The sequence below is a fragment of the Pantoea sp. AG1095 genome (assembly GCF_003208415.1).
GTDB lineage: Bacteria > Pseudomonadota > Gammaproteobacteria > Enterobacterales > Enterobacteriaceae > Pantoea > Pantoea leporis.
This window is the reverse complement of record NZ_QKMJ01000004.1, coordinates 337,719-359,866: the sequence shown is the minus strand read 5'-3', so window position 1 is coordinate 359,866 and position 22,148 is coordinate 337,719. Positions and strand designations below refer to the sequence as shown.

At 54.2% G+C, this 22,148-nt stretch carries 20 protein-coding genes and 1 pseudogene; 8 read left to right on the top strand and 13 right to left on the bottom strand.

Annotation, left to right across the window (positions count from 1 at the left end):
- Positions 1 to 466: 466 nt before the first annotated feature.
- A pseudogene (locus DEU53_RS12060) lies at positions 467 to 1,075 on the top strand (PA1136 family autoinducer-binding transcriptional regulator); the annotation flags it as partial.
- A gap of 22 nt (positions 1,076 to 1,097) precedes the next feature.
- Positions 1,098 to 1,949: a glyoxalase III HchA gene (gene hchA / locus DEU53_RS12055; RefSeq protein WP_110867229.1), complete on the top strand. Its 852-nt coding sequence runs from the start codon at positions 1,098 to 1,100 to the stop codon at positions 1,947 to 1,949.
- A 157-nt stretch (positions 1,950 to 2,106) separates the two neighbouring features.
- Here hchA and DEU53_RS23075 read toward each other — a convergent pair whose 3' ends face one another.
- From DEU53_RS23075 to DEU53_RS12020, 8 genes are all read right to left on the bottom strand, one after another.
- Positions 2,107 to 2,433 carry a hypothetical protein gene (locus DEU53_RS23075; protein WP_199559713.1) on the bottom strand — a complete coding sequence of 109 codons (327 nt, stop codon included), beginning with the start codon at positions 2,431 to 2,433 and terminating at the stop codon, positions 2,107 to 2,109.
- A 41-nt stretch (positions 2,434 to 2,474) separates the two neighbouring features.
- The gene (locus tag DEU53_RS12050) at positions 2,475 to 2,747 is read right to left on the bottom strand and encodes a hypothetical protein (RefSeq protein WP_233501744.1); all 273 of its coding nucleotides are present in this window, start codon (positions 2,745 to 2,747) and stop codon (positions 2,475 to 2,477) included.
- A gap of 201 nt (positions 2,748 to 2,948) precedes the next feature.
- Positions 2,949 to 3,326, bottom strand: a complete 378-nt coding sequence (locus tag DEU53_RS12045; protein ID WP_110867244.1) for a hypothetical protein — start codon at positions 3,324 to 3,326, stop codon at positions 2,949 to 2,951.
- Positions 3,327 to 4,074: 748 nt separating this feature from the next.
- Positions 4,075 to 4,449, bottom strand: coding sequence for a hypothetical protein (locus tag DEU53_RS12040; protein ID WP_110867228.1), 375 nt, complete (start codon positions 4,447 to 4,449; stop codon positions 4,075 to 4,077).
- Positions 4,450 to 4,725: 276 nt separating this feature from the next.
- The gene (locus DEU53_RS12035) at positions 4,726 to 5,562 is read right to left on the bottom strand and encodes a hypothetical protein (RefSeq protein ID WP_110867227.1); all 837 of its coding nucleotides are present in this window, start codon (positions 5,560 to 5,562) and stop codon (positions 4,726 to 4,728) included.
- Positions 5,563 to 5,566: 4 nt separating this feature from the next.
- Positions 5,567 to 7,141: a hypothetical protein gene (locus DEU53_RS12030; RefSeq protein ID WP_110867226.1), complete on the bottom strand. Its 1,575-nt coding sequence runs from the start codon at positions 7,139 to 7,141 to the stop codon at positions 5,567 to 5,569.
- Between the two features lie 15 nt (positions 7,142 to 7,156).
- Positions 7,157 to 8,629, bottom strand: coding sequence for an OmpA family protein (locus DEU53_RS12025; protein ID WP_110867225.1), 1,473 nt, complete (start codon positions 8,627 to 8,629; stop codon positions 7,157 to 7,159).
- Between the two features lie 225 nt (positions 8,630 to 8,854).
- Positions 8,855 to 9,148, bottom strand: coding sequence for a hypothetical protein (locus DEU53_RS12020; protein ID WP_233501742.1), 294 nt, complete (start codon positions 9,146 to 9,148; stop codon positions 8,855 to 8,857).
- 256 nt (positions 9,149 to 9,404) lie between these two features.
- Between DEU53_RS12020 and eptA the strand changes: the two genes are divergently transcribed.
- On the top strand, positions 9,405 to 11,048 hold the full coding sequence (gene eptA / locus DEU53_RS12010; RefSeq protein WP_110867224.1) for a phosphoethanolamine transferase EptA: 1,644 nt from the start codon (positions 9,405 to 9,407) through the stop codon (positions 11,046 to 11,048).
- Between the two features lie 33 nt (positions 11,049 to 11,081).
- Here the strand turns inward: eptA and DEU53_RS12005 are convergent, their stop codons facing one another.
- The gene (locus tag DEU53_RS12005) at positions 11,082 to 11,858 is read right to left on the bottom strand and encodes an ABC transporter ATP-binding protein (protein ID WP_110867223.1); all 777 of its coding nucleotides are present in this window, start codon (positions 11,856 to 11,858) and stop codon (positions 11,082 to 11,084) included.
- A 194-nt stretch (positions 11,859 to 12,052) separates the two neighbouring features.
- Between DEU53_RS12005 and DEU53_RS12000 the strand changes: the two genes are divergently transcribed.
- The 3 genes from DEU53_RS12000 (at position 12,053) to DEU53_RS11990 (ending at position 15,305) form a co-directional block, all read left to right on the top strand.
- On the top strand, positions 12,053 to 13,126 hold the full coding sequence (locus DEU53_RS12000; protein WP_110867222.1) for an ABC transporter substrate-binding protein: 1,074 nt from the start codon (positions 12,053 to 12,055) through the stop codon (positions 13,124 to 13,126).
- A gap of 10 nt (positions 13,127 to 13,136) precedes the next feature.
- Positions 13,137 to 14,144, top strand: coding sequence for an ABC transporter permease (locus DEU53_RS11995; protein WP_110867221.1), 1,008 nt, complete (start codon positions 13,137 to 13,139; stop codon positions 14,142 to 14,144).
- A gap of 111 nt (positions 14,145 to 14,255) precedes the next feature.
- Positions 14,256 to 15,305 (top strand): PLP-dependent cysteine synthase family protein, encoded by a 1,050-nt coding sequence (locus tag DEU53_RS11990; RefSeq protein WP_110867220.1) that lies wholly within the window; start codon positions 14,256 to 14,258, stop codon positions 15,303 to 15,305.
- A 65-nt stretch (positions 15,306 to 15,370) separates the two neighbouring features.
- Here DEU53_RS11990 and DEU53_RS11985 read toward each other — a convergent pair whose 3' ends face one another.
- Entirely contained in the window at positions 15,371 to 16,432 is a 1,062-nt protein-coding gene (locus tag DEU53_RS11985) for an ABC transporter substrate-binding protein (RefSeq protein ID WP_110867219.1), read from the bottom strand.
- 200 nt (positions 16,433 to 16,632) lie between these two features.
- Here DEU53_RS11985 and DEU53_RS11980 point away from each other — a divergent pair, with 200 nt between their 5' ends.
- Positions 16,633 to 17,781 (top strand): acyl-CoA dehydrogenase family protein, encoded by a 1,149-nt coding sequence (locus tag DEU53_RS11980; RefSeq protein ID WP_110867218.1) that lies wholly within the window; start codon positions 16,633 to 16,635, stop codon positions 17,779 to 17,781.
- On the top strand, positions 17,778 to 18,854 hold the full coding sequence (locus DEU53_RS11975; RefSeq protein WP_110867217.1) for an LLM class flavin-dependent oxidoreductase: 1,077 nt from the start codon (positions 17,778 to 17,780) through the stop codon (positions 18,852 to 18,854). Before DEU53_RS11980 ends, DEU53_RS11975 begins: the two co-directional genes overlap by 4 nt.
- Before the next feature lie 83 nt (positions 18,855 to 18,937).
- Here DEU53_RS11975 and DEU53_RS11970 read toward each other — a convergent pair whose 3' ends face one another.
- The 3 genes from DEU53_RS11970 to DEU53_RS11960 are packed head-to-tail and all read right to left on the bottom strand — an operon-like array spanning position 18,938 to position 22,146.
- Positions 18,938 to 20,260 carry a M20 family metallopeptidase gene (locus tag DEU53_RS11970; RefSeq protein ID WP_110867216.1) on the bottom strand — a complete coding sequence of 441 codons (1,323 nt, stop codon included), beginning with the start codon at positions 20,258 to 20,260 and terminating at the stop codon, positions 18,938 to 18,940.
- A 3-nt stretch (positions 20,261 to 20,263) separates the two neighbouring features.
- Positions 20,264 to 21,208 carry an ABC transporter permease gene (locus DEU53_RS11965; RefSeq protein ID WP_110867215.1) on the bottom strand — a complete coding sequence of 315 codons (945 nt, stop codon included), beginning with the start codon at positions 21,206 to 21,208 and terminating at the stop codon, positions 20,264 to 20,266.
- Entirely contained in the window at positions 21,205 to 22,146 is a 942-nt protein-coding gene (locus DEU53_RS11960; RefSeq protein WP_110867214.1) for an ABC transporter permease, read from the bottom strand. The genes DEU53_RS11965 and DEU53_RS11960 overlap by 4 nt, the downstream gene beginning before the upstream one ends.
- Positions 22,147 to 22,148 lie beyond the last annotated feature (2 nt).

Below are 22,148 nucleotides of genomic sequence, written 5' to 3'. Positions count from 1 at the left end.
ATGTATACGAGAGCAGCGGTTTTGGAGTAACGGGTATCAATATGAGCAAGGCAATCGTGCGTTAGGATACTAAATAACAGAATCAGTAATTGAAACTACGCCTGCTTTCGCTCGCAGCGGACCTTCAGTTCAGTCCGATGGTCAGCTACGTGCCAGAAACGGACATTGCTGGCGCTGTGCGCTATTCGATACACTTAACTTTTGTACGTCTCAGACGTACTTTGTTGCCTGTGGCTTGATCACATCAGTACCAAAAATGCTTTTGCTATGTCGTTCATCTCAGTAGGGGATATCCCTCATACACTTTAACTACGGACTGCCTAAAATAGACACATAACTCTATGTGAAGGTGATCACGATGTTGAAAGACCCTCTGGACATCATTCTTCAAATTAAATCCGAGAACGATTTGTATTCTTTAAAGCAAAGCGTCAGAGAAGTGGCTTTAGCATAGGGGTGTGACCGCAGCGTTTTATTCTCAGTTACGCCTGTAAATGAGAATTTAGTGGAACGAATCTTCTGGATTGAAGGCAACTGGTTTGATGACGCAATTGATGCAAAAACTTATATGGAAAGATGCCCGGCAAATCAACACCTTATAAATTCATCACGCCCTTTTTTCTGGTACAAGACCGGAACAGAGAGCACTTCAGGCAGTTATCAGATTGCCTTAAAACCTGTCAGAGGTGCTCTGCACGGCATCCAGATCCCCGTTTTTGGTAACTCAGGTATTGAAGGTGCCTTTACTCTGGGCGGGATGAATGTAAGTAGCTCTCCGAAAGCAGAATTAATTCTCACTATACTGGGTGTTGAAGCTTTTCATAGCGCTCGCCGGATCATAGGAAATGAAAATAACAACGGAGCCGGAGCGCTTACAGTTCGTGAAAAAGATGTCCTCAAACTCGTCAGCAAGGGAATGAGACAAAAAGATATTGCGGGTTTACTGGGTATTTCTCAACGCACCGTTGAAAACCATCTCAGACAAATACGTAATCGCCTGGGAGTAAGCACTACTGCTCAGGCTATTCAGGTAGCCCTAACTACGCGCGAATTAAGACCGGGTAAAGACAAATAAATCTACTAACGAGGAGACCATCATGTCAGATGATAAAAGCAAACACCCTAAAGCTGATCCTGCTGAGGAAAATGCATTTTTCCCCTCAGACTATTCCCTGAGTCAGTTTACCAGCCCGGTATCTGATCTCAGCGGCGCAGACTATCCTGAACGCCATATCGGAGGAAAAAAGGTACTGGTTATCGCTGCTGATGAACGTTACCTGATGACCGATAGCGGGTCCCTGTTTTCAACAGGAAATCATCCGGTTGAAACGCTTCTCCCTATGTATCATCTGCATGCTGCCGGTTTCGATTTTGACATTGCGACAGTATCGGGTCATATGGCTAAGTTTGAATACTGGGCGATGCCACATCAGGATGAAAAACTTGTGCCATTCTTCAGCAAGTATCAGAAAATGTTTCAGAATCCCCTAAAACTGTCTGATGTTGTCAATGGTTTGAGCGAGGATAGTGAATATGCTGCCGTGTTTATTCCGGGTGGGCACGGTGCACTGATCGGCCTGCCGGAAAGCCTGGAAGTAGCAGAAACAATCCGCTGGTTTATGGGCACTGATCGCTTTGTCATTTCTATCTGCCACGGTCCAGCTGCATTCCTTTCACTTCGCAACGGAGATAATCCCCTTAAAGGATATTCTATATGCGCTTTCCCCGATGCAGCCGATAAGCAGACGCCGGATATTGGTTATATGCCGGGCCATCTGACCTGGTATTTTGGAGAGGCTCTCCTAAAAATGGGAATAAACATTGTTAATGACGATATCAAAGGAAGCGTTCATAAGGACCGTAAGGTACTGACAGGTGATAGTCCTTTCGCTGCCAATGCTCTCGGTCAGCTTGCGGCTAAGGAATTGCTTGAAGTTTATTCAGGCTGATATGACTCAACTTCAGGGTCTAAAAAATGAGAATGGCATGCAGGTTTAGTTTATTTGTTGCCATTCTTTCTCGAAGACCTGAATTAATTTTATATGTTCGAATACCAACTGTGGCTAGGCGGAAAAAGTTGAGGACTCTTTAGCTCCTGAGAATTTTTTACTTAAGCAAGGTCCGCTTTTCGCTCATAGCGGACCTGCGGCGCGCGTCCGCTTCGTGCCAACAGCGGACGTTTTCAACATCTGCATGCGCTAATCCCTGGAGGAGAGATTTTACTGCATAGCCATGCAGAAGCGCCGAAACCATCAGGGGCGTTTTTCGGAGTTCTGAACAGGGAAAGGTGCCGGAAACGGCCCGCTCGCGTTCATCAGCCTCTGCTATAGCTGGATCTGCATTCTGTTTTCTTTTGTTTGGCCTGAAATCCAGCCAGATGGATGCTATCGCCGCTAATCCGACGAAAAATTTAAGCGCCAGGTCTCCATCCATTTCAGTTCTCCCATGCGGTTAAGCGCGCTTCCAGCAGGCAATTATTTGAGAATGGCTGTGAGAAGGCTGCTGAATACGGAACCCGTTACGAAAGCATGCTCCGTTGTGACTTCATCTTTCCGTATGTCCGCCAATCTGGTGAGTGCACTTTCAGCATCGGTAGCGCGAACCTCTTCAAACTGTTTTTCCCAGCCCTCGCCAGTCAGTTGTGCGGATTTTTCCGCGTCCGATATTTCCAGGGCGGTGATGTGCTTACCCTTCTTAAAAAAACAGAACTCCGGCATGGTGTGCTCCGCGAACATGGTGAAAGTCATAGATAACATATCTGAACCAGCCTGATTTCGTACAGTAGAGTCTTCCGCTCGCAGTATGGTGTTGAGGCTTCCAGAGCTGTCTTCTGCGAATTCATAACAGAAATGTTATGTTTAAGTCGTTATCAGTAAATGTCCGCTGTTCGCTCAAAGTTGCCTGTCATGTCTCTTTAAGAAACAGGCTTAATGTGGGAACAATAATCATCAAAAACATGCTTGTTGAGTTATGCGTTTTCCCACCAATACCACTTTGAAGCTTTGGGGGTCGGCATTGAGTACCGCATAGCGTATCTGCGGACAAATTAGTTCTAAGCTTCGTTTGCTACAATCAAGCTGTATTAAAGTGCGTGCGCCAGATTGGGTTTGCACCCTATTGGTCTCAGGATAATCGCTGCAATCAAATCCTTCTTTACTTAACTTTTCTTTCGCCGCAACCAAGCTCATTCCGATAACATTTAGGCTCTCAACTTCTCTGGCATGCGATCTTTCAGAAACTCGAGTCAGTGAGCACCCGCTCAGTAATTGAGCGAAGAGTAAGGGGAATATAAGGGTTAATATCTTTTTATTGTTTGTTCTCAGCATAACGCGACCCTTTAGATTTATACCGTTGAGCGATACTGTTAAATTATGCGCCAGCTTCATGCAGCGAAATAGCTAACCGTTCGTGATAAACGCCAGTTGCTTCCATAATAAGTTGAACGTCCTCCAGGCCAGAGTGCTGCATTCGAAGCCAGCGGATGATATTAGCTGCAGCAACTACTGTCATTTTTTTCTTTTTGGTCCGTATACGACCCTTTATGCCATCATAAAGGATGCAAAGGTCGTATACCTACAGGAAACATTTTCCTTCTCCTCTCACATTGACCGTCACGCCTGTTCGCCTTGTACATTCGGAGTCATGCTCCCGGTAACCGTTCAACAAAATGTGCTGGCGTGTGAGGTGAAACGGAGGGCCGCAAGCTGTCAGGCAGGATAAGTAATTCAGTCTGTCCTCAGGGAGGGGCCCGGCTCACTCCGCTTCGTGTGATGGTAGCTAATCACCACATAATGTTAGATACAAGGGAGGGGGATGGACTGGCAGGCTTTATGGGTCATCAACCGGCTACGCCGGGCGTACGGCGCCGTTTACCATCGGAGTTATATATCGCGTCATCTGGCGCCTCCATGACGCCAGGGCGTCATTCAGAAGGCTGGCTGCGCACTGCTCGCCCGCCGTAATTGCTTTGAATCGAAATTATGATGAAACATTACGTCCGCTGTGTGCCAAAAGCGGACATTGCTAACATCGGAATGTACTAATATGCGGGGTTCTGGCCAGAACTTCAGCGAATCACTTTCGCAAACTAAACCGTATAAAATCGTGAGGAAATAATGGTTGCATCATTAAATTATCATTAAATATAAAGACGTTAGATGATATGGAGATAACATCGTAGATATTATCGACAATGAGTTGTAGATGCGTTTTGAACACGGGCACATTAGCATCATCCGCTATGACAAATACAGTTTCATTACCTAAGCCGCCCCCATTAAACATCTCATCAGTAATTTCATGATCACTGAATTCCATTTCATGCCACATAATTTTACCGCTATGCCATGGATATTGATGAAAAATATCCATTACCATGCTCAAATCATCTCCTTCCACAACATCAAAATCTGCCTTGAGCAATTCCTTACATTCTTCAAACAATGTCATGTCCATTCCCTTTGTAGCTGTTTATTTCTAGCATAACCGCTTAGAAGATTGTCGAAAAAATTATGAACTTCCGCTCCTCACTCATAGCGGACCTTGCCATATGCACACATTTTTTCAATGCCAGATGCGGGAGATGTTAAAGCGCTTTACCCAGATCAACGGTGAGCAGATGAACATGGGTAATCCACCCTAAAACCATTATGGTAACGAAGTCGCGACTCATATTCACTGCCCTGGCCAGACGTTGAGGCAGTGAATACATCGTTTCTGAATAATTTATTGCAAATCTACATTCAACGCCGGTGCACCAAAACTTACTAACTCTGCATTAGACGCAGTAAAATAGTCGCGCCAGAATACCTCAAGCTGCTGAATGATTTTCCCTGAGCGATAATTATTTTTCGCGTCGGTATCAATCAATCCTGCACCTGCGACAAATACCTTAGCGCCGGCAAAATCCGCTAACAAATTCTGCTGTTTAACCTGCTGCAACGCTTTCTCAGGCGAAAGCAAACGCAGCGCGTTATTGCGATAGAAGCTATCGAAAGCGCTGTTTTCCAGCATATCGGAGATCAGAAACAGGGTACGTGAGGCGTTTTCATCCTGCTCTAGATCGTGACTAATGCGTTTCAGGCTATCGAGGATCTCACTTTTAGCGATGTTATCGCCCTTCTCAGCGAAACTTTTTGCCATCAACCCACCCAACGCGCTCGCGAAATATTGCTTTTGCTCACTCAGGCATTTGTCGAGGTTCTTCAAACTCTCCATGCCTTGATTGTCGCGGATTTTCTTGTCCGTGAGTAACGGTTCCAGATGCCCGTCAAATAAGCGCTGCATGAAATTGTTCTGCAGCAACGCCGAGAACTGATACAGCACCACATGATCGCCGGGCTGGCTAAAACGCATGATCTGCTGCCAACTGGCATTTTTGATCTGCAGCGGCACTTTAACCGTTTGATCAATAATCACCACCAGCTCACGACCGCTGTTGGCCGGGCGATATTGACTGAGTTTGGCATAGTCATAACAGCTCGGGATATCGTTGCGATCCGCAGCCTGCGCCAGGGCACTCACCCCGGCTAACAGCAGCAAACACCATTTGCTGATCTTCACCTGATTACCCTCTGGCCTTATTAAGCACGCGCTGCACTTTACGACGACTGAGCAGTGCTTCCATTGGCAGACCCAAATCCTCAGCCACCAAACGCAGTTCTTCATCATCTAAGGCTGTCAAATCGCCCAACTCCGCGATGCGCGCCTTTTCATCGGCGTTAGCAGCAGGTGCCGTTTCCAGTGCCACCGGTGCAGGTGTTGGCGTTGTAGGTTCAAATACCAAAGCCGGTTCTGGCTGATGTACCGGGCGCTCTGGAGCAACGGTAGCGCGTGTGGCGTTAAATTGCTGATGCTGATCGTCGGCCAGTGCTTTATCGCGCTGCTTACCGCGCACGTAATCGTCGAAGGTCCGAACATCAGTTTGTGCAATGCTGGCGCTACTGGCGCGTTGCATCGCCATACGATTCTGCAAGCTTGCCAGTTTATCCTGCGCATCACGCTCTACGCGCTCACGGCGCATGGCGTACCACGCGGCAAACTCTTCAGAGCTACTGAAATTACCAATATATTTCGCCGCCAGGCGCGATTCGATGCCGACCAGAGAACGGTAATAACCAATCAAAATACCGATAATCTGCACGCCAATGAAAATCACCGACAGAATAATGAAGGTCAATTTGGAGGCGAACACGCGGTTGTCACTGACCTCTTTCGCCGCTTGCTTATCAGCCAGCTGATTATCTTCCACCGCTTGCTGTGGCAACTCAAAAGGTGAAGCGTTGCTCGCCGCGCTGGTTTGGCTGAACGGCGTGCCATTGACGGCCTGGGTTTCGGCGGCATTAATGGTTGCCGCACGAATGAAATAGGCACCTACCGCAAAGGTGACGATCAGCAGCAGCGTCACAACCGTTTGTACATATTGCGGTTTTGCGCCAATACCGTGGTTCACACGGTTGAGCATCTGCAAATAGCTGGGTGCATCATCGTCAATGCGGCTGTTTTCCAGCGAGACGCGGTTGTCTTTGACCAACGCCTGCGCATGGCCTTCCAGACGCGCTTCTTTATGCCAGTAGCGGATTTTGCTCAGCAGCGTATTTTTGTGTAACTGCGTGCCCATTAAGTGCGTAGCGGGCACTAAAATCACACCAATCAGCACCGAAACCACAATCGCCGACAGCTCCGCCTGGTTCGCAGAGATGTTGTTGGCAATGAATGGCGAAAGTACCAGCGCAAAGATAAAGGCCTCCAGAATGACGAGGGCGATACTGCATAACCACAACACCACGCTGGTCGGTTTGCGGCCCCGCTCATCCACTTTGTTCAGATAGTTAACGCAGCGCAGATAAAAATCGGCATCGCGGTTTGAAATGCTATGAAATTGATAAAACTTGCCACACAACGCTTCTTCTGCCGGATGCCAGATGCGTCCGCCGGTGCCCGCACGGCGAGATTCATGGCTACGCGACAAACGGGTGATGTGGCCAAACAGCGGTAGGGAACAAAACAGGTTGAGGAAGAAGTAACGAACTTGATCCCACCATTTGATCACGCCAAGTGTTAGCGCCAGTAGCCCGAAAAGCGGCCAGAAGATATAGCGATAGGTGGCAATCGCCTGCATTAAGGTATCTAAAATTTCCATAAGAGAGTTATCCGTTTATCCACGCTGAGGTGCGTAATTGGCCAGCCACGGCTGACGATGATTGCTATAAAAGAGCTGTCCTTGTTGCACAGGCTTGCCCGATTTCGGCAGCAAGAGGTCGACGCACGAGATCGGTTGTTGCTGGGCATCGGCGATGTAGACGCGGTAAAGAATGCTGTCTTCACCTTCCCAACTGTTGGCGACACTTGCCATGCCTTGTAGCGCCTTGCGGTTGCCCTGCGCATAATTTGGCGTGATGAGCACTCGTGGGTTTTGCGTTACCACGGCACCCTCTTTGAGAACAAACACTGGCGTCAATGTCACCAGGTTGCCATTCACCAATCCAGCCCACGCGCGCCCGTTCATATTGGGCAGATATTCCCGCGTATCATGCTGATCGATCGCCTTACCGCTGGCTAAATTCTTAGCCAGCCCACTAACGCGGGGAAGATCGGTGAGACAGCTACCGCTGACACTGCTGGCCTGCGCCTGACTAATCAGGCTGAAACCTTGCGACAGCGGCTTTAAGTTGCTGGCGAGACCCGTAACCTGTGCGCTGGTGGGCTTGCCACCAAAATCGACAAAGTTAACGGGATTGCTCTCAGCAATGGCTTGAGTAGGTTGGGTCACCACTTCCGGCGCTTTTACTTCAGCGCTTTTTGTCGCAGCCTTCTTACTCGCTATACGTGGTGCCGCCTTGGTGGTTGAAGTACGCGCCAGCGTATTTTCAGCAGCAGAGCTGTGGCGCAAATACAGCGGGTTATTGCTTTCCAGCGCCAGACGCTGGCGTAACAGTGCTTCATTCGCCAACGCCACGATTTCAACCCGGCGGTTTTGTGCCCGACCCGAGAGGGAATCGTTATCCGCCAGTGGACGTGAGGAACCGACGCCCTGGAAATAGAGTTGGCTGGCTTTAATGCCACTTTGCTCCAGTACCAGCCCAACGTTGCGGGCGCGCGCTTCAGAAAGTTGCTGATTGTGTTCGGCTTTGCCCGTGGCGTCCGTATGTCCCACCACCAGCAAAACATCGCTGGAGGATTGCTGGCCGCCTTTCATCGCTGTGGCAATTTTTTGCACCTGACGCATGCCGCTGCTGGTCAGTTCTGCACTGTCGATGGCGAACATGGTACCGTCCTCAACTTGTGCAACAATCCCAACCGGCTCCTGCTTGCTGTTCTCCTGCGCCTTAAGCGCCTGAGTGCTGATGCGAATTTTTTCTTCCTCGGCGACTTTAGCCAGCGCCTGTTCACGATTCTGCCAAACGTTCCCGACCACGCATCCCGCTACGCCGCCTGCCAGTCCACCCACCAGGGCTTTCCTGGCGTCGTGAGTCACCAGATAAGTGATGCCGCCACCCAGTGCGGCACCGCCGATACAACCGGCAGCGGTACCGTAATCACGAGCAAAGTCATTCATTGAGGCACAACTGGAAGTCAGAGAAGCGGCGATCAGCACGGATGCAGCTTTTTTAGAAATGGGTAAATTCACATCAAATCCTTGATTGAAAAATCCTCTGTCGTGCGGAGGAAACAATGATTAATGGTTGAGGCTAATTGATAAAAAAAATTCACAGGTTTGTATCGGCAGCAATGCCGATGACTTTAGACCTCAGTGAAGAATTTCTTCTATTCAAGGAGATAGAGGATTAAAACGGATTGACGCAGGAGGAAGTGATGAAATTACGTTAGTAATATTATCTAATCACCGCGCGATTTATCGCGCAATAGGTGTTTGATGAATATGGACACGCGTGGCAAGTTTGACCAAACGCCAATCCTGATGGCCGTTAATAATCGGGTTCGCCTGCGCTTTTGAAGGCTCAACCGCCGGTTTGCCGTTTTGCGTTTTCTGCTTCAGGATGCGCACGCGATTATCGGAAAGATCTTCGATCAACCATGCATGCAGCACGTCCAGACGATCATCGCTGCCCCACCCTGGAAATCTTACGTTAACCACTCCTGCGAACAGGATCACGCGCAGGTGTCTTATCTCGGCGGGAATTTTCACGGCGTCACAGATGCGGCTTTGAATGCGATGGGAAGCTCGCGCCGCCGCTGGAGATTCAGGGCTTCACCAAAACCGTGGCGTGGCATGAAAGAACGCACCGCGATGCCGGGCATCGCTGGTTGCGCGAATTATTGTTCACCACGGTCAGCCGCAATGATGCTGTCTAAAGATAAATCTGCCTGACAGGATTCAGCCTAAGGTTGACTTAACCTTCATTTCTTAATCTGGCGCCATCTTCACTGTTACGGATGGACCAATGACGTTTTCGCTGCGCAAAAGACCGACGCTAAGTCGGCTGACGTTTATTTCGCTATTTTCAATTTATATTGCGGTGTTCCTGAATATTGCCTTTTATCGTCAGGTGATTGCAGCAATGCCACTCGATACGCTGCGCACGATATTCGTCTTCGTCTCAATGCCGCTGGTGGCATTTAGCGTGATCAATATTATCGCCACGCTCGCCTCTTTTGTTTGGCTTGACCGGCTTATTCTTGCGCTGTTCGTATTAGTGGCGGCGGCTGCGCAATATTTCATCTGGACGTTCGGTATTGTTGTTGATCGCTCGATGATCGTGAATATTCTGGATACCACACCGTCCGAGTCCTTTGCTCTATTGTCGCCTAAGTTAATTATTACGCTGGGTTGCAGCGGCCTGCTCGCTGCCCTTTTGGCATTCTGGATTCGGATTAAACATAACGAACCTCTGTGGAAAAACATCGCCAAACGCGCCGCGTCAATTGTGGTGTCGGTCATCTGCATCGCCCTGGTGGCGACATTTTTCTATAAGGATTACGCCTCGCTGTTTCGTAACCAAAAAGAGCTGATCAAATCGCTGAGCCCGTCGAACTCCATTGTGGCGACACTTTCCTGGTATCACCACAGCCGCACCGCCAATTTGCCGCTGGTGAAAATTGGCTTAGATGCCAAACAGAAGCCGCAGATGCTGGCGGGTGCAAAGCGCAATCTGACGATTTTGGTGGTGGGTGAAACCACGCGCGCGGTGAATTTCCAGCTCAATGGTTATGGTCGCGAAACCACGCCATTGCTGGCGAAAGATGACGTCTCTTATTTCCCTAATACGCAATCCTGCGGTACCGCTACTGCGGTCTCGTTGCCATGCATGTTCTCAAATATGCCGCGCGCGCATTATGACGATCAGCTCGCTGAACATCAGGAAGGTATGCTCGATATTATCCAGCGCGCCGGCCTGCAGGTTTTATGGAATGACAATGACGGCGGCTGTAAAGGTGCCTGCGATCGCGTCCCGCATCAGGATATGACCAGCCTGAATCTGCCGAATATGTGTCACGATGGGGAGTGTTATGACGAGGTATTATTTCACGGTATCGAGGACTCTATTAAAAACCTTAAAGGCAACGGCGTGATCGTACTGCATACCATTGGCAGTCACGGCCCAACCTATTACAACCGTTATCCGCCGCAGTTTAAAAAATTCACGCCGACCTGCGATACCAATCAAATTCAGGATTGTTCGCAACAGCAGCTGGTGAATACCTACGACAACACCATTCTGTATATCGATTACATTGTCGATAAGGCGATCAATGTATTGAAGGCGCATCAGGATCAATACACCACCAGCCTGGTGTATTTATCGGATCACGGTGAGTCGTTGGGGGAAAATGGTGCTTATTTGCACGGTATGCCGTATGCAATTGCACCGGATGTGCAGAAACATGTGCCGATGCTGATTTGGCTGTCACCAGATTACCAGCAGCGTTATGGCGTGAGTAAAAGCTGTGTCGATAAACAAGCGGCGCATCAGAGTTATTCTCAGGATAATCTGTTCTCCACCCTGCTTGGATTGACGGGGATTCAGACCAGCGAGTATCAACCTGCGGATGATATTTTGGCCGGTTGCCGGATCGTGCAGGGTTAAATGCCAGAAGGTCGCCATGAATGGCGACCCACATCACGCAGCTACCCGATCCGCCCCCAACAAATCCAATATCCTGCTGCGCAGCGCCACCAACTGCGGATCATCGCGACGGCGCGGCCACGGCAGATCCACCTCAATCACATCCACCACTTTCGCCGGTCTTGGGCTGAATACCACCACACGATTTGCCATCACCAGCGCTTCTTCTACGTCGTGCGTCACCATCAGCGTGGTGAACTGCTGCTCCTGCCACAGGTCGACAATCTCCTGCTGCATCCGCAACCGCGTCAGGGAATCGAGCTTGCCGAGCGGTTCATCGAGGATCAGCAAACGCGGCACGTTAACCAGCGCGCGAGCCAGCGCTGCACGCTGCGCCATACCGCCCGAAAGCTGATGTGGCCACGCGCGAGCAAACTGCCTGAGGCCGACGCGATCCAGTATCGCGTTAATGCGCTGTTCGCGCACCGGCCAGCTCTCCCCACGAATCTGCAAACCGAGACCGACATTGTCATAGACGGTGCGCCACGGATAAAGCGTGGGATCCTGAAACACCACCACGCGCGACGGATCGGGCGCGGTTATCGCTTTGCCCTCCTCCGCCAGTAACCCGCTGGCGGGCGGTTCGAGGCCGGCCAGCAAACGCAGCAGCGTCGATTTGCCACAGCCGGACGGCCCCAGCAGCGCGACAAATTCACCGGCCTCTACCTGCAAATTAATATTCTCCAGCACCGGTAAATCTTCGCCTTCTAAGGTGAAGTGATGATTCACCTTCTCAATCGCAATATTAACGCCCGCCGAATTGGTAGCCATATTTTCGCTCCTGCTTGATTTACTAAGAAATAAAGCATAAGCCTCGCCTTTCCCACATCGAAATAGCCATTTCGGCAAACCTATCCGCAAATATTCATAATGAAAAACTGCATGATGTCATGCGGGATTGTTATTTGGTCGCGCTAATTGCCTTTGTCATAGTGCCTGTGAACTTTATCTACAAGGAAGACAGGATGGCATTGCAACAATTCTCTCTGAGCCGCCGCGCGTTATTACGCGGGCTGGGTCTCTTTAGTGCCGGCGTGGCGGTAAATCCGTTGCTGAGCAGCAACGTGTTTGCCGACGAAAAATCCCTCAAAACCATCAAGCTGGCCTGGGGGCAAACCGCAGTGTGTCAGTCACCGATATCTGTGGCGCTGAAGCAAGGCTTCTTTAAAAAGTACGGCTTGAATGTTGAGCCGGTGAACTTCAGCGGCCCCACCGATGCGCTGTTACAGGCGATTGCCACCGGTCAGGCCGATGGCGGCATCGGCATGGCGCTGCGCTGGCTGAAACCGCTGGAGCAGGGTTTTGATGTGGATCTCACCGTCGGCACGCACGGCGGCTGCATGCGTTTACTCGCGCCGCAAAATAGCGGCATCCGCGATGTGAAAGATTTGGTGGGCAAATCGGTGGCGGTCAGCGATCAGGCCAGCCCGATTCGCAACTTCTTCGCCATTCAGCTGGCGAAACAGGGCATCGATCCCGATAAGCAGGTCAACTGGCTGCAATATCCGCCCGACCTGTTTGGCGAAGCGCTGCGCAAAGGCGAAGTGCAGGCGCTGGCTACCGACGATCCACAGGGCTGGCTGCTGAAGAAGCAGCACAACCTGGTGGAAGTCGATAACAACCTAAAAGGCGAATACGCCAACCTCACCTGCTGCGTGCTGGGCCTGCGCGGCTCGCTGGTACGTGACGATCCCGCCACCGCGCGTGCTATCACTCAGGCGATTGTCGATGCGCAGCAGTGGACCGCCGAACATCCGGACGAGACGGCGAAAATCTTCCAGCCGTTTGTGCCCGGCTCCGTCGCGGTGGAGGATATCGCCGCGATGCTGAAAGAGCACACTCATAGTCATCACTCCACCGGCACGCAGCTGCGCAAAGAGGTGGCGGTTTATATCGATGAGCTGAAAAAAATCAACGTGATCCGCCCGGATACCGATGCGCAGCGCTTCGCCGAACACTATGTGCCGGAGCTGTTGCCGGCGGAATCCGCCCATCAGCACGCCAGTAACATGGCGCACATGAGCAACATGTCGAGTTAAGGAGACGAGAATGGCCAGTGAAACCCTGACGATTGCCCGCAACCGTGATGTGCCGCGCCGCCTTCAACCGGCGGTTTGGGCTGCGCTTCTGCTGTGGTGGGCGCTGGTCGCGCTGATGGTGGCGGTTCCAGATAAGCCGCAGGGGTTTGCCGCCCCGCGCTTTGTCAATGAAACGCACGAGCTGTTTGCTGCCATCGCGCTGCTTCTCACCGGGCTGGCGATTGCCTCGGGTCTGTTCCCGCGACTGACCTTACTCGCGCCGCTCAAACGCAGCGGTCCATGGCTAATTGTGCTGGCGCTGCTGATTGGCCTGTGGGAAACCGTTACTGGCAAACTGGCGCTGCTGCCCGCGCCGTTTTTCGCCCCGCCGCGTGCGCTGGTCGAAGCCTATGCCACCGATTGGCCGCGCCTGCTGGATAGCGTGCTCAATTCGCTGCGTCTGCTGGCCTTCGGCTTTATCTACGGCAGCGTGGTCGGCTTTATTACCGGCGTAGCGATTGGCTGGTCGCGCGGCTTGGGTTATTGGGTGCATCCGATTCTGCGCTTCCTTGGCCCGGTGCCTTCTACCGCGCTGCTGCCGCTGTCGCTCTACTTCTTCCCGTCGAGCTTCTCGGCGGCAGTATTCCTGATTGCACTGGCGACCTGGTTCCCGGTGACGGTGCTGACCTGGTCGGGCGTTTCCAGCGTTGATACGCGTTATTACGATGTGGCGCGCACGCTCGGCGCCAATTCGCTGTTCCTCGTGTTGCGCGTGGCGGTGCCGGCAGCGCTGCCGCACTTGTTTGTCGGCCTGTTTATGGGTTTAGGCGCGTCGTTCTCGGTGCTGGTGGCGGCGGAGATGATGGGCGTGAAATCCGGGCTCGGCTGGTATCTGCAGTGGGCGCAAGGCTGGGCGGCTTACGCCAATATGTACGCCGCGCTGATTGTGATGGCGCTGCTGTTCTCTTCGCTGATCTCCCTGCTATTCCTGGTGCGCGATCGCCTGCTGTCATGGCAGCGCAGCGCGGTGAAATGGTAACGACATACATTGCGTAATAAATTGCGCCGCCACGGTATGTGCACCCATCCGTAGCGGCGCGATTTATCGCGCAATCATTCAGGCTAATCTCATCTATTTATGAGGTCGATTATGGCTGCAAAAATTTCTGCTTCTATCACTGAACTGATTGGCAACACGCCGCTGCTGCGCCTGTCTCGCTACGCACAGCAACACGATATTCAGGCCGATTTGGTCGCCAAACTCGAACTGTTTAATCCCAATCACAGCGTGAAAGATCGCATCGCCCTCAGCATGATTGAAGCCGCCGAACGCAACGGCATTATTCAGCCCGGCGATACGCTGGTTGAAACCACCAGCGGCAACACCGGCATTGGGTTAGCGGCGATTGCGGCGGCGAAAGGCTACAAGTTCCGCGTCTATATCAATGATTTCGTTAGCATCGAACGCAGCCATATTATTCAGGCGTACGGTGCCGAAGTGGTGCCGTTCAGCACCATTGAAGGCTTTAAAGCATTTTACGATGCCAGCAACGGCGATTTCGTCGCCGCCACCAAATGGCTGGCCGAGCAGGTCACCGCAGCGGAACCGGAAGTGCACTTCCTGCTGCAGCTGGATAATCCGGCCAATCCGGCGGTGCATGAGCGCACCACCGGGCCGGAGATCTGGCGCGACAGCGGCGGCGAGCTGGATATCTTTATCGCCGCCGTCGGCACCGGCGGCACGCTCTCCGGCACCGGACGCTATCTCAAACAGCAACATCCGGGATTACAGGTGATCGCCGTCGAGCCGGGCGTGGGTTCACAGCCGAGCGAACTGCGTCCGGATCCACTGGAAATTACCGGCGTGCATGCGTTCAGCAACCAGACGCCTGAGCGTATTCCTGCCAATCTCGATCACCGCGTTTACGATGAAGTGATCGCGGTGGAAACCTGGCAGGCGTACACAGCAGCGCGGCAGCTGGCGCTGAGCGAAGGTGTGCTGGTGGGGGATTCCTCCGGGGCAGTGTTGTGGGCGGCCCAACAGGTTGCAGCGCGACTGGAGAACCGCGGCAAGCGCATTGTGGTGTTGCTGGCCGATGGCGGCAGCAGTTATTTAACCACCCAGCTTTTCGCGCATCAGGTACCAGCCGAATCGCTGAAGCTGGCGAGCGCCGTGCAAACCTCCAGGAAAATCGCCTGAAATAATGCGCGATAAATCGAGCCGCTACAGAATCCTGCATGTATTCGTAGCGGCGCGATTTCAATTTAAACCAGCACGTTGCTGGTAATCCCCTTAGCAAACAACAGCGGATCGGTTTCCGGTCGTAACACGTTGATCGCCTTTAAATCACGCGCATACACGTCGATCTCATTCACAAACGCGTTCCCCACCGAATAGTGTCCGTGCGTATGTGTTTTCAGCACGCTGGCGATCTCTTGCGGCGTGGTGTTGAGTGCCTGGCCGTTAAACTCGCTGCCAATCGCTTCGGGATGTTTGGCCGCATAAGCATGCGCCTGCAAAATCGCGTGGGTGATCGCCGCCGCCACTTCCGGCTGCTCGCGAATCAAACTGCCGCGCGTGCCCACCACACAGCAACTCAGTCTGGCGTACTCGTCCATTAAGTTGGTGCCAATCTCACGGTAGCCCGGCTTCTGGGTTAAGCGCCACATCACCGGATCGGAACCGCTGGCGGCCTGAATCTCGCCCTTCTCCAGCACCATCGGCAGCAAATCCTGCGGGAACACGCGCCAGTCGACATCGGTATTGGGATCGACGCCGTGCTTTTTCAGCATCAGCGAGAAGAAGAAGTTTTTATCCGCGCCCGCCATGTCGGTGACGCCAATGGTTTTGCCTTTCAGTTGCTCCAGCGTGGTCGGCCCGCCATCGCGCGCCAGTAGGCGCATACAGCCGCCGTGCGTGCCGGCGGTGAGTTTGACGTCAAAGCCCTGCTCCAGCGCTTTCAGCCAGCGCAGCGCCATGCCAATCGCGGCTTCGGCTTTGCCGGTGGCGATGGATTCCAGCAGCAGTTCGGTGGAGTTGCCGAAGTTAACGAACTCCACTTCAAGGTTGTGCGCTTTAAAGAAGTTATGCTGATCGGCCACCACTACCGGCGCAAGGCAGATGGCGTTGAGATTGACCGCCAGACGCACATGCGTCGGCTTTGCCAGCGCCCATTTTCCGGGGCCATCTTGCAGTAAATCGCCGGGCATCTGCATGCCCGCCATATGATCATCGGCAAACACGCGGCCCGGTAACGTTGCCGCCATCGCCGCAGCGGCGGAATATCCCAAAAAATGCCGACGGGAAACTAAATAATTATTTGGCATTAAATGACTCCCAAAAATAAATGCAGGTGAAGGTGTTGACCCTAATTAATGGCTCGCACAGAAACAGCCATTGCAAATTAACACTTCCACCGGCGGCAGAATTATGCCGATTCCGCATGTATATAGCCGGTTTATTGCTTTTACAGCGGTGGCAGAACAGGAAACAATTAAGCCTGATTTAATAAGGGGATTAATAACGCATGACAAATAACCCGCCCTTTCTGGCTGAAATATTGCCGGTGATTATTCAGGCCTTAGAAAAAGACGCTGAAGAGGTTGATCGCAGCGGCGAATTTCCCAAAACCGCTTTTAGCGTGTTGCAGCAGCATGGCTTGCTGCACTTTGTATTGCCGAAGGCGTCGGGCGGCAGCGGCGGCGATCTGCTGGCAAGCCAGGCGATTATCCAGGCCGTGGCGCGCGGCGAACCTTCTGCGGCGCTGATTCTCATCATGCAGTATCTCAACACGCGTCGCCTCGACGACAGTTCAAACTGGCCAGACGCGGTGCGCCGCAGGGTGGCGGAGAGCGTGATTCGCGACGGTGCGCTGATTAACGCATTACGTGTCGAACCCGAATTAGGCACGCCCGCGCGCGGCGGATTGCCCGCCACCCGCGCACGCCGCACCGCCGAAGGCTGGCGCATCAGCGGCGAGAAGATTTACTCCACCGGCAGCTATGGGCTGAGCTGGTTTCTGGTGTGGGCCAGCAGCGACGATGCCGATCCGCTGGTCGGCAGCTATCTGGTGCCGGCCAACGCGCCCGGCATCCACATTATTGATGAGTGGGATCACCTCGGCATGCGCGGCACCTGTAGCCATCGCGTGGTGCTGGACGAGGTGCTGATCCCGCTCGATCACGCGGTCAACGTCGCGCCGTGGAGCACGCCGCGACCCGGCCTCAACGAAGAGGAATCGCTGTGGATGGCGGTGCTGCTCGGTTCGTTGTACGACGCCATTGCGCATAGCGCACGCGACTGGTTTATCGCCTTTTTGCAGCAGCGCGTGCCGGCCAATCTTGGCGCACCGCTGGCATCATTGCCGCGCTTCCAGGAGCTGGTTGGCCGCATCGATACGCTGCTGTTTACCAGTCAAACTATGCTAAGCAGCGCCGCTCACGGCCACATCGCCAGCGTACATGCCGCGCAAATCAAACAGGTGGTGACTGAAAATGCCATTCGCAGCGTGCAGCTGATGGTGGAAAGCATTGGCAACCACGCGCTGACGCGCCACCATCCGTTACAACGTCACCTGAGAAATGTGTTGTGCGGTCGCATACATACGCCGCAGGACGACGCCATTTTCACTTCCGTGGGCAAATCCGCCCTTTCTGCTGAGAGGAGTAAATCATGACGCTGGAATTTATTGGTCTGGTTGGGGCGCAGGAGAGCAGCGAATCGCTGGCGGCGCATGGGCCGACTGTCGATGTGCCGTTTATCAAAGCCTTTTCCCACGCGCAGCAGTACGCCGGTTTTGACAAGGTGCTGCTGGCGGTGAATACCCGCGCGCCGGATTCGATGATCATCGCCAGTTATGTGGCGGCTTTTACCGAAAAATTGGGCTTGCTGGTGGCGCATCGACCCGGCTTTCAGGCACCGACTTTTGCCGCCCGCCAGTTTGCCACGCTCGATCAGCTCAGCCAGGGACGCGCGGCCATCAATGTGATCACCGGCGGCGACAGCGGCGATTTGCAGCGCGACGGCGATTTCCTTAGCAAAGATGAGCGTTACGCGCGCACCGGCGAGTATCTCGACATCATGAAACTGACGTGGGAATCACGTACGCCGTTCCGCTATGACGGCAAGTTTTACCAGGTGGAAGATAATCTCACCGAGGTTAAACCCTGGCAGCAGCCGCGCGTGCCGGTTTATTTCTCCGGTGCTTCAGAAGCCGCCATCGATATCGCCGCGCGTCACGCCGACGTGTATATGATGTGGGGCGAACCGCTGGAGCAGGTGAAAGCGAGAATTGAGCAAGTGCGCGCGGCAGCGAAGAAATATGGCCGCGATAAACATATTCGTTTCAGCCTGTCGCTGCGCCCGATTCTCGGCGATAGCGATGAACAAGCCTGGGCGCGCGCCAATCGACTGCTGCGGGATGCGCAGGCCAACATTGGCGGCAAGGCGATTCAGCCTGATAGCAATACCGGATCGCAGCGACTGTATCAGCTCGCCACCGCACGCAAAGTATACGATAGCTGCCTGTGGACGGAGATTGCGGCGCTGTCCGGCGCGGCGGGCAATTCCACCGCGCTGGTGGGTTCAGCGGATACCGTGGCCGATGCCGCGCTGGAGTATTACAAGCTCGGCATCACCACGTTCCTGTTCCGTGGATTTGATCAGCTGCGCGATGCCACCGATTACGGACAACATTTGTTGCCGCGTATCCGTGAGCGGGTGAAGACGTTAGCGGCCGCGGCGGCGTAGAAGGCCAATGGCGCGCGATAAATCGCGCCGCTACGGAGGTGCGCAAGGGTCCGTAGCGGCGCAATTTATTGCGCCATTGCGGATTAAGATGCGACGCCGCACCAGCGCACTAACGTCAATGCTATGGCTTTGGTGCAGGCTACCAGATCGGCGATTGGCACATGCTCGTTGGGTTGATGCGACATCGCCGGATCGCCCGGTCCAAAGTTAACCGTTGGCGTCTGCCCTAATGTGCTCGGCAAACCAATGTCGCTGTGCGCGCCGAATCCGGCCAGTTGCGGATTCAGTGCCGCATCACTGACGCCCTGCTGGAAGGTGGTGACAAACGGGTGATCCGCTTCGATTTCGGCGCAATCGGCATCCAGAATCCATTCCACTTTGGCCGGATGTTGCGCCAGATAAGGATCTAACGCACAGACTTTAGCAACGTGCGCCTCAATCTCTTTTTTGACGTGTCCGCCCAGCCCCATCTCATCTTTCTCGCCCGGCAGATATTGCACATCAATCACAATCTCGGCGCGGCCCGCAATCGAGGCCGGATGTTCACCCACTTTCAGCTGCGTAACGATAATCTGGTTTGGTAATTCCATCAGCGGATGGTTTTTGCTCGGCTGCGTCTGCCAGCGGCGATTCAGCACATCCAGGCCATCGAGCATCTGGCGGCACAGCGTCACCGCATCCACCGGGCCGCTGCTGTCCCAGCTGTTGGGCGTCAGCTCCGCGTGGCCGCCGATGCCGTCGAGAATAATGCGGCCCCACAAAATGCCGTGGCAGATTGGCGAGATGCGGTTGGCGGTCGGTTCCGTCATGATGCCCGCATCGGCTCTGAATCCGCGATCGACCATCGCCAGCGATCCCATGCCGCCGATCTCTTCATCCACCACGGTGGTAAACACCACGTCGCCCGCCAGACGAATGTTGAGATCCTGCAACAACTCGACCGCCATCAACATGCAGGCCACGCCGCCTTTCATATCCACCGCGCCGCGACCGTACACCGCTGCGTTTTTGATCTCCGGCACAAAGGGGTCGGTGAGCCAATGTTCCGGCGGCCCCGGCGGCACCACGTCGATATGACCAGTCAGCATCAGCGATTTGCCGCCGCCCGCGCCAGTTAACGTGCCGCCGAGATTGGGGCGACCTTCAAAGGTGCGGCCTTTATTGGCGCCCGGTCGGCCCTGATATTTGGCGTAGAGCGCCGGACCATCCGGATCCCACAGATCGGTTTCCATGCCCAGCGATTCCAGACGCTGCTGCAGATAGCGCTGGCAGTCGCGCTCGCCCGGCCCAGCTTCGCGCGGATCAACTTTGACGATCGAGGGAAACGCCAGCAGATCGCACAGCGTGTTGGCGATGCGTTCGGCGCTCGCCTCAACGTGCGCGCTGATTTGTTCAGTCAGATTCATTAGTTATCTCCGATAGATAAAAAGTCGTTGTGCCATCAATACGATAATCAACAGAATGCCCACCACGCCGAGTTGCCAGACGCTGTTCAATCCCAGCTGCAACATGCAGGTTTTGAGGGTGACCAGCATCAGCGCGGCGGCTAACACGCCGATTACGCTGCCGCGTCCACCAAAGATCGCCACGCCGCCGAGCAGAGCCGCGGTAAGGGATTCGAGCTCCAGATTGACGCCGATTTCCGGGCGCGCGCTGCCCAGCCAACTGAGCGAAACGAATCCCGCGCAGCCCGCCAGCAAGCCGCTCAGGCAGTACGCGAGAAAGCGCAGGCGATCGACCGGAATGCCGACCAGCCGCGTGGCGTGTTCGTTGAAACCACAGGCGTAGATCCATTTGCCCCATGCACTTTTGCTGAGAATCAGCCAGGCGATGAGGAATGCCGGAATCACGCAGGTGAGAAACGGCAAAGGAATAAAGAACTGCGCGCCGCGTCCCCATTGCGTCAGTTGCGCAGGCACGCCGGCGACGGCGGCGCCGCCGGTTAGCGCCAGCGCCAGACCGGAAAACAAGTAGAAGCTGCCGAGCGTGACAATCAACGGCCAGAGACGCAGCCGCGCGATCAGCCAGCCGTTAATCGCGCCTGCCAGCGTGCCGGTGATCAGGCAGATCGGCGGCAGCCAAAGCGGATTGATGCCCTGATTGAGCGCCAGCATGCCGATCACCGCTGAGAGCGAAACGTTGCCGCCCACCGAGAGATCGATACCGCCGCCGCCGCTCATCACCACCAACGATTGGCCGAGCGCCACCAGCGACAGCAAGGTCGCGAACTGCAGTATCGAGGTGATTGACCAGCCAGCCAGCATATGCGGCAGCACCAGCACAATGCCGATGGCCAGCAGCAGCCACAGCGCGCTGAGCAGCGTCAGGTCGGGAGATTTGCGCCACAACCTCATGCGATCCTCCTGAAGGCAAAAACGCGACCGCTTGCCGCTTCACTGCTCAGAACGATGAGCAGCACCGCGCCGGTGACCACGGTTTGCCACAGCGACGGAATGCCCACCAGCAATAAGCCGTTTTGCAGAATGCGCAGCAGCAACACGCCGAGCAGCGTGCCCAACAAACTGCAGGCACCGCCGGTAATGCGCGTCCCGCCGAGCACCACCGCCGCGATGGCTTCCAGCGCCAGACTGCCGCCGACCGTCATTTCGACGTTGCGATAGGTAGCGATGTAACAGGTAGCGGCGATGCCGCACAGCAGGCCGCTGATCATAAAGGTCGCGATGCGCACCTGAGTGACCGGAATGCCCGCCAGCCGCGCTCTCTCCTCTGAGTTGCCCGCCGCCAGCAGCCACAAACCGTACGGCGTGTGACGTAACACCAGCCAGACGCTCGCCCACACCAGCACGATGACCCACGCCATCACCGGTAAACCCAGCAGCGGATGCATCAGGCCGCTGGTTAAGCTGCCGGGCAACCCGGATAACCACTGTCCGCCCAGCAGCGCAAACAGTCCGGTGCGCCATACGCCGAACAGACCAAGCGTGCCAACAATCGCCGGAATGCGGCCTATCACCACCACCAGCGCGGTCATCAAACCCAGCAGCAAACCGAGCAGCGGACCGGCCATTGCTGCCAGCCACGGCGATTGCAGCAGCAACAGCTGGCCGACGCCCCATGCGGCAACGCCCATCACCACGCCCACCGAGACATCCACGCCGCCCATGGCGATCACCAGCGTCATTCCCAGCGCAATCAACAACAGTTCACTGCTGTTGCGCAGAATAGTGAGCAGGTTATCGACGGTGGCGAACCAGGGTGAAAACCAGGAAAAACCGGCGATGGCTAACATGGCAATCGCCAGCAAGGCGATCTCCCGTGAAGTCATGTGCATGC